The sequence below is a fragment of the Pseudomonas sp. LRP2-20 genome (assembly GCF_024349685.1).
Lineage (GTDB): Bacteria > Pseudomonadota > Gammaproteobacteria > Pseudomonadales > Pseudomonadaceae > Aquipseudomonas.
Genome location: NZ_AP025944.1, coordinates 2,415,704 through 2,429,164 on the forward strand (window position 1 = coordinate 2,415,704; position 13,461 = coordinate 2,429,164).

A 13,461-nucleotide genomic window follows, 5' to 3' on the forward strand; every position below is an offset into this window, starting at 1 on the left:
ACAAACGTAGGAGCGAGCGCAGCTCGCGATGCGCCGCGCGGGCGGCGCTCGATCTCACAGGCGCTGAAAATGCTGTGGCAAGCACCTGCCAGCCCTCATGCCCTCTCCAGCCGAGCAACTCCCCCATCCCCCCGACCGCTAAGCTGAACCGACACAGCCTTCCCCATCGCCGTCTATGCTTCTCCCTGCGTCGAGCCAAATACCTCTCGATGAACATTCCGATTTCCCAGGAGAACGTTCCATGAAATCCATGAAACTCGTGCCTCTGCTGGTGATTGCCTCTGTGTTGAGTTTTACCGCCCATGCCGACCCCAAAAGCAATTGCGCGGCCAAGATCAATGAGCTGGATGAAATCAAGAAAACGGATGGCCAGGCGCTGCATGGCGGCATGGCGCATGACTACCACGAGCTGTTGAATCAGGCCAAGGCCGCCCAGGCAAAGCAGGACTGGACCCAGTGCCAAGCGTCTGCTGACCGGGCCAAGACCATCTACAACAAGGCCCGCGGCAGGTAGGCCGATTGCAGTGTGGCCTCTTCGTGGCCCTGCCCGCGAAGAGGCCGGCACAGGCCAGCTCGTGTAAGCTGCGCGCTTTAGGCTTCCACGAGATCCCCGCCATGCCCCTGGCCAGCGCCACCCTCGACCACCTGCTCACCGGCCTCGCCCAACCCTTCACCCGCCCGGGCTCACGCAGCGCTATCGACAAGCATCCCCAGGCCGGCACCCGCCAGGTGACCCTGCTGGGCATCGAAGGCGACGAGCAGGGCGACCTGCGCGTGCATGGCGGCGTCGACAAAGCCATCCACCATTACCCACGCGAACACTACCAGGCCTGGGCCGAAGAGCTGGGCGAGCATCCGCTGCTGGGCAAACCAGGCGCCTTTGGCGAAAACATCAGCAGCGTCGGCTGGCGTGAACAGGACATCTGCCTGGGTGACCGCATTCGCGTCGGCACGGCGCTGCTGGAAGTGTCCCAAGGGCGGATGCCCTGCTGGAAGCTCAACGACCGTTTCAGCGTGGCGCAGATGGCCCTGCGCGTGCAGCAAAGCGGTCGCACCGGCTGGTATTACCGGGTACTGGAAGAGGGCCGGGCGCAGGCCGGTGATACCCTGCAGCTGGTCGAGCGGCAACATCCGGCATGGTCGGTGGCACGCCTGTCAGCGGTGCTGTTCGACAAACGCCTGGAGCCGGAGCTGTTGCGCGAGTGCCTGGCACTGCCGCTGGTGCCGTCCTGGCGCAAGACCCTGGAGCGGCGCCTGGAGCAGCGCCAGGTCGAAGACTGGAGCGGGCGCCTGCAGGGCCAGCAGGCGGACTGAGGGTCAGAACCAGCGGTCGTTCTTCTTGCGGCCGCGGGTCAGCGCCGGCAGGATCAGCCCCATCAGCAGCCCTGCACCGGCGATGCTGCCGCCATAGACCATGTAACGCATCATCACCTGCTTGTTCTCGTCGCCCAGGCGTGCCTGGGTATCACGCAGGCTCGACTGGCTCTGGTCGAGCTGTTCGTTGAGCGCCTGGTTGCGCGCCTGCAGTTCATCGATGAGTTTCTTGCGTGCGTCGAGGGTTTCCTGCATGCCCTGCACGCGGTTCTTCCAGCTGTCATCGATGGTCTTGAGCTGCCCGGACAGCTCCGCCACCTGTGCGTCGAGTTGCGGCAGGCGCTCGTTCTGGCCCGGCACCGACTGCAGGTCGCTGGTGAGGATCCACACCAGGTCGCCGTTCTGGCCACGCACCTGGCTGTAGTTGCCCTGGCTGCCGATCAGGGTGAGTTTCTGCCCGGACTTGAGCGTGCCGACGATGCGGTGGCCATCGGTCGGGCCACTGCGCACGTAGGTGCTCAGGCTGTCGCTGACCCAGCGTGCATCGCTGGCCGGCTCTTCGGCATGCGCGGGGACGGCTAGTGCCACCAGGGCGGCGAGCAGGCTGCCGCGCAGGGCAGGGAGGGCAAGGGAGGCTGGGCGGGATTCAGGCATGTTGGGTCTTCGCTGCAACAGGAAAAATAGGCCCGGTAACTGTAGATCAGCAACGGGGCCGGCGAACCGGTCGGTGAATTGACCGTGAGGGACAGACCGCATTTTTGTAAGCAGGTTCACTGCTTGGCGTAGGAATTGCCCACAGAATGTTGCAAAAGCCGAGCTAGAGCCGCTGCGCGCGCATGACACGATTGTAATTCGCCGATCACCTTGGCGTTATCCGCCAGGCCTCACTCTCCGACTCCGCCGACACAACAAAAATCGTCACTCAAGGAGCCTCGGATGACCCGAACCACCCCCCTGTCCCTGGCGGCATGCCTGGCGCTGTCTGGCGTCAGCGCACTGGCCAACGCCGCCGAACAAACCCCCGAAGGTTTTGTCGAGGGCAGCACGCTCAACGTGCTCAACCGCAACTTCTACTTCAACCGTGACAACCGCGACGGGCCAGCCCCGGTGCACAGCAGCACCCAATCCGCAAGCAATGGCTACTCCGAGGCCTGGGCGCATGCCGTGATCGCCCGCTTCGAGTCTGGCTTCACCCAAGGTACGGTGGGTTTCGGCCTGGACGCCTTCGCCATGCTCGGCGTCAGGCTGGACAGCGGCGGTGGGCGCAACGGCGGGCGCAGTTCGTTCGACGTGTTGCCAGTCAACCACGACGGCCAGGCGCGTGACGAATACACCAAGCTGGGCGGTGCCGCCAAGGTGCGACTGTTCGATACCGTGCTCAAGCTGGGCGATGTGTTCCCGGCCAACCCGGTCGTGGCCGCGGGCGATTCGCGCCTGTTGCCGGAGAGCTTTCGCGGCGTGACCGTGGAGAACACCAGCCTCAAGGATTTGACCCTGCAGGCCGGCCGCCTGCATGCGATGAGCCAGCCGGTCTCCAGCGACATGCGCGAGAATTTCGTGACCTTCTATGGCGGCCCGGTGGACTCGCCGTGGATTGCCTATGGCGGCGGCGACTACAGCCTCAACGAGCATGTTAGTGTCAGCTTGTTCAGCAGCCGGCTCAAGGACGTGTGGAACCAGTACTACGCCGGTACCAGTGCCGTCTGGCCGCTGAACGGCGACCTCGCCCTGATCGGCGGCCTCAACTACTACAAGGCCGTCGATGAGGGCCAACAGCGCCTGGGTGCGTTCGACAACGACATCTGGAGTGCGAAAGTCGGGGTGCGCTATGGCGCTCACACTGTGGCGCTGAGCCACCAGCGCAATAACGGTGACGACGATTTCGACTACCTGCGCCAGTCCGACTCGATCTTCCTCGACAACTCCATCCAGTACAGCGACTTCAACTCGCCCAAGGAGCGCTCGTGGATGCTGCGCTATGACCTGGACATGGCGACCTACGGGGTGCCGGGGCTGTCGTTCATGACCCGTTACGGCAAAGGCAGCGACGCTGACTACACCCACGCCAACGCCTTCTACATGCGCCGCGACGCAGACGGCAACCCGTTGACTGACCAGAAGCGCTGGGAGCGGGATATCGAGGTCAAGTATGTGGTGCAGAGTGGCGCGGCCAAAGACCTGTCATTGCGCGTGCGCCAGGCAACCACGCGGGCCACGGCGTTCGAGTCGGACCTGGACGAGGTGCGGCTGATCGTCGAGTACCCGCTGTCGGTGCTGTGAATTCACCTTTGCAAGCGTTCAAGCTCCTTTGGTAAGCGGTGAATGATTTGGCGCCCCGGTCGGGGCGCTTTTTTTAGCTAATTGCCCCATGCCCAGTTAACTAACCTCGCCGGCACTGACGCTAGCGAGCCGATAGGCTGGTCAAAACCGGCTGGCGGTGTCGGTCAGGTCGACACCAAGGTCCTGGCCAGGCAGTCCTTGCAAGTGACGATGGTTTCCCGAGGCCCAGCCTGCACATGTACCAGGTTCGACCCGCACTTGGCGCAGAACAGCGTGCAATCGTTGCTATCCGCATTCCCCGGCAGTTCGGCGATGTAGTCGCTGACCTTGCGGCACAGGCCGTGATCATGCTGTTGCAACAGCACGTCGAACAGCGCCTGGCTGAAGCCTGAGCGCGGGGTATGGAGGTCGTAGCTCGGTAAAGTGAACTGCCAGCGTTCCCGGACGGCGCGTTCGCTCAGTGAGAGCATGCTCCCGGGAATGGTGTTGGCGGCATGGAGTTTGTTGACCTGGGCGCGAGCAATGAATGAAAGCGCCCCTCGGACGGCAGTGTTGGCCAGTGACCAGATGTGCCGTACGGGGTGCGCCTCGAGCAACTGCGCAGCGACTTCGGCGGCTTTCTTCCTGGCCTCGAAGGGCAGGCCGTGTTCCGCGCTGCGGGTGGCGATGTAGGCACAGACTTCTTCGTTGCACAGTTGCTTGATGGCCGCGACGAGTTCGTCATGCCATTGCGGCTGCGGGCCATTGGACAGCGCCTTGTGCAGTGCACGGTAAAGGGGGCCAACGCTGGCCCGCTGCGGGCTATCCAGGCTGACATTGGCGATCCAGCGGACTTTGTTCTGCCACGCCTTCGGCGTAGGGTCGTCGCTGAAGGCATCCAGCGGTGAATCGGGGTCAACCAGCAGGATCTGATCTTCGTGCAGTGCCAGCAGGATGGCCGAATCCATGCTCGTCGAGGGGCTGATGCGCGCGTCTGAGAGGGTTTTTTCCGCCGCATGGATGCAATCCCTTTGTGCATCCATGCGTATCTCGAGCATGGCCAGCAGCTGCAACTGGCGGGTGATCGGCAGCGTGTGCAACGGCACGGGCAGGCGCTTGGCCAATGACCAGTGTTCGTGGATGCGTTTGCGCTGCTCGATGGCCTTTGCCTGCCTGGCCCGTTCACGTGCCGCCTGGCACGGCACGCAGGTGCATTCGCGTTGCCATTTGTTACGCCCAGGGAAGTAATGGCGGTGGGCGCAGTTCGGGCAGTAGGCCAGGTTGTCGTTCCAGCTGTTGGCCGAGCGGCTTTTGCGCCGCTCATACAGGCTGACTTCGCAGTAAGGGCACTCGAGCTCGGCGCAAGGCACCGGGGGGAAGGCCTTGATCAGGCTACTGGGGGCGATATCGATGGCGTAACGTTCGAGCAGCAGCGCAATTCGCTCGCCGCTGATGTATTCGTTGTACAACGCCTCGATCTGTTCGGCACTGAGGTGCTGCAATTTTGATTTGAAATCCGACAAACCTGTATCTCCCTGCGAAAAGTCGCTTGTGAGGTTTGTCAGGAATGATGCAATGCTTGGGAACCTGTGGGTTGTAAGATGTTTCTCCTGTACAGGTAGGGCATTTCTGACCGTTATCCTGGTAACGGCGAGGTTTCACGCGCATGGTCAGCGCTTGTGCTGCTGTGCAAAACTTGCCTTTTTATCAGGTAGGCCCGCCCCGTGAAACGATCCGGTTTATCGAGCACCCTGGTCCTGCTGTGTTGCAGTCAGGTATGGGCCATGGATGGCAAGGGCAGTGTGATCGACCATTTCACCATCGGCAGCAGCCTGGGCACGGCGGCGCTCAGTGAGTCAACCAGCCACCCGCGCAGCAGCAGTGAAACCGCCCGGGACGATGCCCTGGCCTACGTCGCGACCAACGGTCGCCTGTGCGGCCCGCGCCTGCAGCAGGCGCTGCGCGACTACCGCCAGGCCCATCCGCAATCGACGGTGAGCGACGCTGCGCTGGCCGCTGCCATCGCCAGCCAGGGCTGAAGGGCTAGACTCAAGGCTTTCTGTTCTCAACTGGAGTCTTGCCATGACTGCCAAGAACACGATCTGCCTGTGGTTCGACAAGGATGCCGAAGAGGCGGCGAATTTCTATGCCCGGACCTTTCCCGACAGCCACGTGGTGGCAGTACACCCGGCCCCTGGCGACTACCCCTCGGGCAAGGCCGGGGACGTTATCACCGTCGAGTTCACGGTCATTGGCATACCCTGCGTGGGGCTCAATGGCGGCAGCACGTTCAAACATAGCGAGGCGTTTTCGTTCCAGGTCTGCACCGAGGATCAGGCCGAAACCGACCGCCTGTGGCAGGCCATCGTGAGTAACGGCGGGGCCGAAAGTGTCTGCGGCTGGTGCAAGGACAAATGGGGCATCTCGTGGCAGATCACCCCGCGTGTTCTCCTCGACGCCATCGCCAGCCCCGACAAGGCCGCGGCCAAGCGGGCGTTCGAAGCCATGATGAACATGGGCAAGATCGACGTGGCAAAGATCGAGGCAGCATTGCAAGGGTAGGGTCGATCACGCCAGGCTGACTTGGGGATTGTGGCGCCCCAACCCACTACCCCCGTGTCAGGCGAATGATCTGCCGCGCACAAAAGGCCCCCGTCAGAATCACCCCGAACAACCGCAACGTCTGCATCGCCAGCACCAACCCGACATCGGCATGGGTTTCCACCGCGATGATCGCCATGGCATCCAGCCCACCCGGGCTGGTGGCCAGGTACATCGACAGGAAGTCCGTGCCCATCGCCAGGGCCAGCACGTAGGCGCAAGCGGCGCACAGCACGATCAACGCCAGCGCCCCGGCAATCATGGTCGGCAGGCGCTTCCACACATAGCACACGGTCTGCCGGTCGAAGCGCAGGCCGATGTAGCAACCGATGGCGCCGTAGGCAACGGCCAGCAGAGGCTCGGGCAAGCGGATGGTCAGCAGCCCACTGAGTTGCAGGGCGCCGCCGAGCAGCAGCGGTGCCAATAGCGCACCAGCAGGCAGGCGGTTACCAAGGCTGATGCCCATCAGCACCACGCCCAGGCTGAGGAGGATGTCGAGCAGGTGCGGGCCTTCCAGCGCCACCGGCGCATGGGCCACCGCGCCTGCGCCCGGCGTGGCGCCGAGCAGGTGGCTGACCAGCGAGCCGATCATCACCACGCACACCACCCGCACATATTGCATGGTCGCCACCACGCGACCGTCGGCGCCATTATCCTCGGCCATCGACACCATCGCCGAAGCCGCCCCCGGTGCCGTACCCCAGGCGGCGGTGCTGCCGGGGATGCCACCGAAGCGTACGGTGCCGAGGCCGACCAGGGCGCTGAGCAACACCGTGATGAAGGTGGCGAGCAGCATCAGGTGCCAGGACTGGGCCATCGACACCAGCACCGCCCAGGTCACCGAGTGGGCCACCAGCAGGCCGACGCAGCCTTGCCCGAAGCGGAACACCTGGCGGTGCAGGTGCAGGCGCGCGCCTGAGACGCCGAAGACGATGGCCACCAGCATCGGGCCGAGGAACAACCCGGCCGGTACGGCCAGGGCATGCAGCAACTGGCCGAACGCGCCGGCGCAGATCAACAGGGCGAGCCACCGGGAGAGGGTTTTGCAAGCGGGGGGTAGGGCGGTGTGCAACGTGGATACTCCTTGCGCAGCGGTAACGCGGGGGCTGGCAGCGCCAGCGGAGAAAATTATCGACGGCGCAATCGATCAAGTCTATTTTCTACTTTTGATGAATCCATAACTGAAATTCATGAATCATGGACCTGCGTGACCTCACCTATTTTGAAACCATCGCCGAGCTGGGCCACCTTGGCCGGGCAGCGGAAAAGCTCAACCGCAGCCAGCCGGCGCTGAGCAAGAGCATCCAGCGCCTGGAAGAATCACTGGGTACCCGGTTGTTCCAGCGCGATGGCCGGCGGATCAAGCTCACCGATGTCGGCAAGCTGCTGCTGGCGCGGGGCAAGCAACTGCAGCTGAACATCGCCGAGACCGAGCGCGAGGTGCGCGACTTCGCCAGCGGTCTGGTCGGCAACATCCGCCTGGGCTGCGCGGCGAGCATGGCCGATCACCTGTTGCCGCACCTGACCGCAGCGTTGCTGGAGCGGGCACCGGACGTGACCTTGAAGCTGTCCATCGCCCAGGACGATGTGCTCAAGGAATCCCTGCGCAGCGGCCGGCTGGATGTGATCATTTCACCGCAGATCGCCATGGATCCCGAGTTCACCACGTATCCCATCCTTGAAGACGAAGCGATCGTGGTGGCCAGCGCCGAGCACCCGATATTCGCCGGCCCCATTTCCCTGCAGAGCCTCTGCCAGTACCGCTGGGTGCTGGCGGGGCCGACGGTGACCGCCCGGCGCTGGATCGACAATGTGTTCATCGCCCACCAGTTGCCGGCGCCGCAAGTGCAGATCGAGACCAATGCCATCTCGTTGCTGCCCCGTCTGATCGCGCGCACTCAGCTGCTCAGCTTCGCCGCCCGGGAAACCCTCGAGCATGGACTGGGCATGTCCTGGCTGCGCGAAGTGCCGCTCAAGCAGACCACCATGCGCCGCACGGTAGCCGTGTCGGTGCGCGCGGACGGCTACCTGTCGCCAGCGGCAGGGGCGCTGGTGACGCTGCTCAAGGAAAAGGGCAGCAGCTTCTTCGAGCGTGGCTAAAGCAGGGGCGCACTCTTGGCCTGCTGGGCGATCAGCGCCAGGCAACGCTGCACGATCGGGCTGCTGTCACCCTTGCGCCGGCTGAGAATGATCGGGCTGACCGCGCTGCGGTCGAGCAGGCTGGCGTACTCGATATCGGTGCGGTGCTGCTGTTGCACCGACTCCGGCACCAGGGTCACGCCCAGCCCCACGGCGACCAGGCCGATGGCGGTCTGCAGCTCGTTGGCCCACTGGCTGACCTTGAGGCTCATGCCGTGGTGGGCGAACAGCGCGAGGATGTGGTCGGCGTAGCTCGGCCTGGGGTTGGCGGGGTAGAGGATGAACGCTTCCCTGGCCAGCTGTTCGAGGGTCAGCGGGGCACCGGCCAAGGCGTGGCCCTTGGGCAGTACGGCCACCAGCGGGTCTTCGCGCAGCACCTGTTGCTGGATTGCCGGGTCGTCGATGCGGATGCGGCCGAAGGCGATATCAATGCGCCCGCTTTTCAGTGCATCCACCTGCTGCAGGGTGGTCATTTCGCTCAGGCCCAGTTCCAGTTCACTGTCCTTGCGCAGCTCACGGATCAGCTCCGGCAGTACCGTGTACAAGGTCGAAGGGGCGAAGCCGATGCCCAGCCACTGGCGCTGGCCCTGGCCGATGCGCCGGGTGTTGTCGCTGATGTTCTGCAGTTGCTCCAGCAGGGTGCAGGTCTGCTCGTAGAAGAAACGCCCGGCCTCGGTCAGGCGTAGCGGGCGTTCGCGCAGCACCAGCACGGTCCCGAGCTGTTCTTCCAGCTGGCTGATCTGCCGGCTCAGCGGCGGCTGGGCGATGTGCAGCAGTTCGGCGGCGCGGGTGAAGTTCAGGGTTTCGGCCAGGACCTTGAAGTAGCGAAGGTGGCGCAGCTCCATCAGACCTCCAGGGTATGGTGGGAGATTCATTTGATATTGGACGGCCCACAGGGTCTCGCGCAATGCTTGAATAATCAAGTAACTGTAGTGGCGGGTTTGCAGCCCGCGGCCTGATTTGACGAGACTTTCGAACCATGACAAACGCCCTGATCGAGCGTATCGACGCAATCATTGTGGACCTGCCGACCATCCGCCCGCACAAGCTGGCGATGCACACCATGCAGCAGCAAACCCTGGTGGTGCTGCGCCTGCGCTGCAGCGACGGCGTCGAAGGCATCGGCGAGGCCACCACCATCGGCGGCCTGGCCTACGGCTATGAAAGCCCCGAGGGCATCAAGGCCAACATCGACGCATACCTGGCGCCCGCGCTGATCGGCCTGCCAGCGGACAACATCAACGCCGCCATGCTCAAGCTCGACAAGCTGGCCAAGGGCAACACCTTCGCCAAGTCCGGCATCGAAAGCGCCTTGCTCGACGCCCAGGGCAAGCGCCTCGGCCTGCCGGTCAGCGAACTGCTCGGCGGGCGTGTGCGTGACAGCCTGGAAGTGGCCTGGACCCTGGCCAGCGGCGACACCGCCCGCGACATCGGCGAAGCCGAACACATGCTGGACATCCGCCGGCACCGGGTATTCAAGCTGAAGATCGGCGCCAACCCGCTGGAGCAGGACCTGAAGCACGTGGTGGCGATCAAGCGCGAGCTGGGCGAGCGTGCCAGCGTGCGTGTGGACGTCAACCAGTACTGGGACGAATCGCAAGCCATCCGCGCCTGCCAGGTGCTCGGCGACAACGGCATCGACCTGATCGAACAGCCGATCTCGCGCATCAACCGCGGCGGCCAGGTGCGCCTGAACCAACGCAGCCCGGCGCCGATCATGGCCGACGAATCCATCGAGAGCGTCGAGGACGCCTTCAGCCTGGCCGCCGAGGGTGCTGCCAGCATCTTCGCCCTGAAGATCGCCAAGAACGGCGGCCCGCGCGCCGTGCTGCGCACCGCGCAGATCGCCGAAGCGGCGGGCATCGCCCTGTACGGCGGGACCATGCTCGAAGGCTCGATCGGCACCCTGGCCTCGGCCCATGCCTTCCTCACCCTGCGGCAGCTGACCTGGGGCACCGAACTGTTCGGGCCGCTGCTGCTGACCGAAGAGATCGTCAACGAGCCGCCGCAGTACCGCGACTTCCAGCTGCATGTACCGCGTACGCCGGGGCTGGGTTTGACCCTCGACGAACAACGCCTGGCGCGCTTTGCCCGCCGCTGAAAAACACACAACCCCCACCTGTGGGAGCGGGCTTGCCCGCGAAGCAGGCAATGCGGTGGATGGCACGGGCTTCGCCCGTGTTCGCGGGCAAGCCCGCTCCCACAGGGGCCGCGTAAGCCTTTAGACATTTGCAAGATAGGAGCAAACAACATGCTGTTCCACGTGAAGATGACCGTGAAACTGCCGGTCGACATGGACCCGGCCAAGGCCGCGCAACTGAAGGCCGACGAGAAGGAACTGGCCCAGCGCCTGCAGCGCGAGGGCACCTGGCGCCACCTGTGGCGCATTGCCGGGCACTACGCCAACTACAGCGTGTTCGACGTACCCAGCGTCGAGGCGCTGCACGACACGCTGATGCAGCTGCCGCTATTCCCGTACATGGACATCGAGGTCGACGGCCTGTGCCGCCACCCGTCGTCGATCCACAGCGACGACCGCTGATTCACCGTTGAACCACGACTACCTGACAAGAACAATTCGAGGTAAGCAGAAATGACCGTGAAGATTTCCCACACTGCCGATATCCAGGCGTTCTTCGAGCAAGTGGCCGGCCTTGGCCAGACCGAGGGCAACCCGCGCTTCAAGCAGATCATCCTGCGCGTGTTGCAGGACACCGCGCGCCTGATCGAAGACCTGGAAATCAGCGAGGACGAGTTCTGGCATGCCATCGACTACCTCAACCGCCTGGGCGGGCGCAACGAGGCGGGCCTGCTGGCGGCCGGCCTGGGCATCGAGCATTTCCTCGACCTGCTGCAGGATGCCAAGGATGCCGAAGTCGGTTTGACCGGCGGCACCCCGCGCACCATCGAAGGCCCGCTGTACGTGGCCGGTGCACCGCTGTCCGTGGGTGAGGCGCGCATGGACGACGGCACCGATCCGGGCGTGGTGATGTTCCTCCAGGGCCAGGTGTTCGATGCCGACGGCCAACCGCTGGCCGGTGCCACCGTGGACCTGTGGCATGCCAACACCCAGGGCACCTACTCGTACTTCGACTCCACCCAGTCCGAGTACAACCTGCGCCGGCGCATCGTCACCGATGCCGAAGGCCGCTACCGTGCGCGCTCCATCGTGCCGTCGGGTTATGGCTGCGATCCCCAGGGCCCGACCCAGGAATGCCTGAACCTGCTTGGCCGCCACGGCCAGCGCCCGGCCCACGTGCACTTCTTCATCTCGGCACCGGGCCACCGTCACCTGACCACGCAGATCAACTTCGCCGGCGACAAGTACCTGTGGGATGACTTTGCCTATGCCACCCGTGACGGCCTGATCGGCGACCTGCGTTTTGTCGACGATGCCGCAGCGGCCCGTGACCGAGGCGTGCAGGGCGAGCGCTTTGCCGAGCTGTCGTTCGACTTCCGGCTGCAGACCGCCAAGGCGCCAGAGGCCGAGGAACGCAGCCACCGGCCTCGCGCGCTGCAGAGTGCCTGAGTCCCTGTGACGGCCTCATCGCCGGCAAGCGAGCTCCCACAGGATTGATGCAGCTCCAGAAGGCTGCGCTGTGCCTGTGGGAGCCGGCTTGCCGGCGATGAGGCCGGTACTAGCTGAAGATGCTCTACCGCCATACACCATTCCAATAACAATAAAGGTCACTGGTCATGCGTAATCCCGCCCTGCGTGCGCTCGCCTGTTACTGACAGGTCACTGCCTTGTAATCCCTATCCAGGCTGTCCCATCAGGAATTCGCGAGCATGAATACCCTCACTCAAGAGCAACACCTCAAGCAGCACAACAAGCGCTATCTCTACGAATGGTACGTGGTCATCCTGTGCATGGTGGCCTACATCTTCTCGTTCGTTGACCGGCAGATCCTCGCCCTGATGATCGAGCCGATCAAAGCCGACCTGCAGTTGAGCGACACCCAGTTCAGCCTGCTGCACGGCCTGGCGTTCTCGCTGTTCTACGCCTTCATGGGCATGCCCATCGCCTACCTGGCCGACCGTTTCTCGCGCCCGCGCATCATCGCCGTGGGGGTGATCTTCTGGAGCTTCGCCACCGCCGCCTGCGGCCTGAGCAAGAACTTCACCCAGATGTTCCTGGCACGCATCGGCGTCGGGGTTGGCGAGGCGGCCCTGTCACCTTCGGCCTACTCGATGTTCAGCGACCTGTTCCCCAAGGAGAAACTCGGCCGCGCGGTGGGTATCTACTCGATCGGCTCGTTCGTCGGTGGTGGCTTCGCCTTCCTGGTCGGCGGCTACGTGATCACCCTGCTCAAGGACGCGCAAACCATCGAAGTGGCCTTCCTAGGCGCGATGAAAGCCTGGCAACTGGCGTTCTTCATTGTCGGCCTGCCCGGGGTGATCGTCGGCCTGCTGGTCTGGCTGACCGTGCGCAACCCGCAGCGCAAGGGCGCGCAACTGGACGCCGACGGTAATGTCCGCAAGGTCCGCCTCAGCGATGGCCTGCGCTTCATCGGCCGCCACCGGGCGACCTTCGGCTGCCATTACCTGGGCTTCTCGTTCTACGCCATGGCGCTGTTCTGCATGATGAGCTGGACCCCGGCGCTGTACATCCGCAAGTTCGGCATGAGCCCCGAGCAGGCCGGTTTCATGCTCGGCACCATCCTGCTGCTGGCCAACACCACCGGCGTGGTGTTCGGCGGCTGGCTCACCGACCACCTGGCCAAGCGTGGGCGCAGTGATGCGGCCATGCGCACCGGGGTGATCGGCGCGCTGGGCATGATCGTGCCGGCGGTGCTGTACTCGCAGGTCGACCAGCTGTGGCTGTCGGTGACCTTGCTGGTGCCGGCGATGTTCTTCGCCTCGTTCCCGATGCCGGCTTCCACGGCCGCCATGCAGATCCTCTCGCCCAACCAGGTGCGCGCCCAGGTGTCGGCGGTGTTCCTGCTGATCAGCAACCTGCTCGGACTGGGCCTGGGCACCACGCTGGTGGCACTGATCACCGACCGCTACTTTGGCGCCCCGGCAGCGGTCGGTTCGTCGATGTCGATCGTCAGCTTCGCTGCCTCATTGCTGGCCATCGTGCTGCTGGCCAGAGGCTGCAAATGCTTCCGTGACAGCATGCGCCGCGAACACCCGGCCGAGGCCTGA

General features: G+C 64.1%; 14 protein-coding genes. 10 read left to right on the plus strand and 4 right to left on the minus strand.

Features of this window, described 5'->3' with window-relative positions:
- Positions 1-241: 241 nt before the first annotated feature.
- Positions 242-514 (plus strand): PA2433 domain-containing protein, encoded by a 273-nt coding sequence (locus OCX61_RS10655; protein WP_261943740.1) that lies wholly within the window; start codon positions 242-244, stop codon positions 512-514.
- Positions 515-615: 101 nt separating this feature from the next.
- The gene (locus tag OCX61_RS10660) at positions 616-1,314 is read left to right on the plus strand and encodes an MOSC domain-containing protein (protein WP_261943741.1); all 699 of its coding nucleotides are present in this window, start codon (positions 616-618) and stop codon (positions 1,312-1,314) included.
- Between the two features lie 3 nt (positions 1,315-1,317).
- Here the strand turns inward: OCX61_RS10660 and OCX61_RS10665 are convergent, their stop codons facing one another.
- On the minus strand, positions 1,318-1,968 hold the full coding sequence (locus OCX61_RS10665) for a TIGR04211 family SH3 domain-containing protein (RefSeq protein ID WP_085675934.1): 651 nt from the start codon (positions 1,966-1,968) through the stop codon (positions 1,318-1,320).
- A gap of 282 nt (positions 1,969-2,250) precedes the next feature.
- Between OCX61_RS10665 and OCX61_RS10670 the strand changes: the two genes are divergently transcribed.
- On the plus strand, positions 2,251-3,594 hold the full coding sequence (locus OCX61_RS10670; protein WP_261943742.1) for an OprD family porin: 1,344 nt from the start codon (positions 2,251-2,253) through the stop codon (positions 3,592-3,594).
- Positions 3,595-3,758: 164 nt separating this feature from the next.
- Here the strand turns inward: OCX61_RS10670 and OCX61_RS10675 are convergent, their stop codons facing one another.
- Complete coding sequence (locus OCX61_RS10675) at positions 3,759-5,096, minus strand: hypothetical protein (protein ID WP_261943743.1); 1,338 nt, start codon at positions 5,094-5,096, stop codon at positions 3,759-3,761.
- 201 nt (positions 5,097-5,297) lie between these two features.
- Between OCX61_RS10675 and OCX61_RS10680 the strand changes: the two genes are divergently transcribed.
- Positions 5,298-5,612 carry a DUF2388 domain-containing protein gene (locus OCX61_RS10680; RefSeq protein WP_261943744.1) on the plus strand — a complete coding sequence of 105 codons (315 nt, stop codon included), beginning with the start codon at positions 5,298-5,300 and terminating at the stop codon, positions 5,610-5,612.
- A gap of 43 nt (positions 5,613-5,655) precedes the next feature.
- A complete protein-coding gene (locus tag OCX61_RS10685; protein ID WP_261943745.1) occupies positions 5,656-6,135 on the plus strand; it encodes a VOC family protein in 480 nt (159 codons plus the stop codon).
- Positions 6,136-6,181: 46 nt separating this feature from the next.
- Here the strand turns inward: OCX61_RS10685 and OCX61_RS10690 are convergent, their stop codons facing one another.
- On the minus strand, positions 6,182-7,246 hold the full coding sequence (locus tag OCX61_RS10690) for an AbrB family protein (protein ID WP_410011103.1): 1,065 nt from the start codon (positions 7,244-7,246) through the stop codon (positions 6,182-6,184).
- Positions 7,247-7,371: 125 nt separating this feature from the next.
- Here OCX61_RS10690 and OCX61_RS10695 point away from each other — a divergent pair, with 125 nt between their 5' ends.
- The gene (locus tag OCX61_RS10695) at positions 7,372-8,274 is read left to right on the plus strand and encodes a LysR family transcriptional regulator (protein WP_261943747.1); all 903 of its coding nucleotides are present in this window, start codon (positions 7,372-7,374) and stop codon (positions 8,272-8,274) included.
- Here OCX61_RS10695 and OCX61_RS10700 read toward each other — a convergent pair.
- The gene (locus tag OCX61_RS10700) at positions 8,271-9,158 is read right to left on the minus strand and encodes a LysR family transcriptional regulator (protein ID WP_261943748.1); all 888 of its coding nucleotides are present in this window, start codon (positions 9,156-9,158) and stop codon (positions 8,271-8,273) included. The genes OCX61_RS10695 and OCX61_RS10700 overlap by 4 nt on opposite strands.
- 134 nt (positions 9,159-9,292) lie before the next feature.
- Here OCX61_RS10700 and OCX61_RS10705 point away from each other — a divergent pair, with 134 nt between their 5' ends.
- From OCX61_RS10705 to OCX61_RS10720, 4 genes are all read left to right on the plus strand, one after another.
- On the plus strand, positions 9,293-10,414 hold the full coding sequence (locus OCX61_RS10705) for a muconate cycloisomerase family protein (RefSeq protein ID WP_261943749.1): 1,122 nt from the start codon (positions 9,293-9,295) through the stop codon (positions 10,412-10,414).
- A 150-nt stretch (positions 10,415-10,564) separates the two neighbouring features.
- On the plus strand, positions 10,565-10,855 hold the full coding sequence (catC, locus tag OCX61_RS10710; protein WP_003256111.1) for a muconolactone Delta-isomerase: 291 nt from the start codon (positions 10,565-10,567) through the stop codon (positions 10,853-10,855).
- A gap of 51 nt (positions 10,856-10,906) precedes the next feature.
- A complete protein-coding gene (catA, locus tag OCX61_RS10715) occupies positions 10,907-11,842 on the plus strand; it encodes a catechol 1,2-dioxygenase (protein WP_261943750.1) in 936 nt (311 codons plus the stop codon).
- 260 nt (positions 11,843-12,102) lie between these two features.
- Entirely contained in the window at positions 12,103-13,461 is a 1,359-nt protein-coding gene (locus OCX61_RS10720; RefSeq protein WP_261943751.1) for a spinster family MFS transporter, read from the plus strand.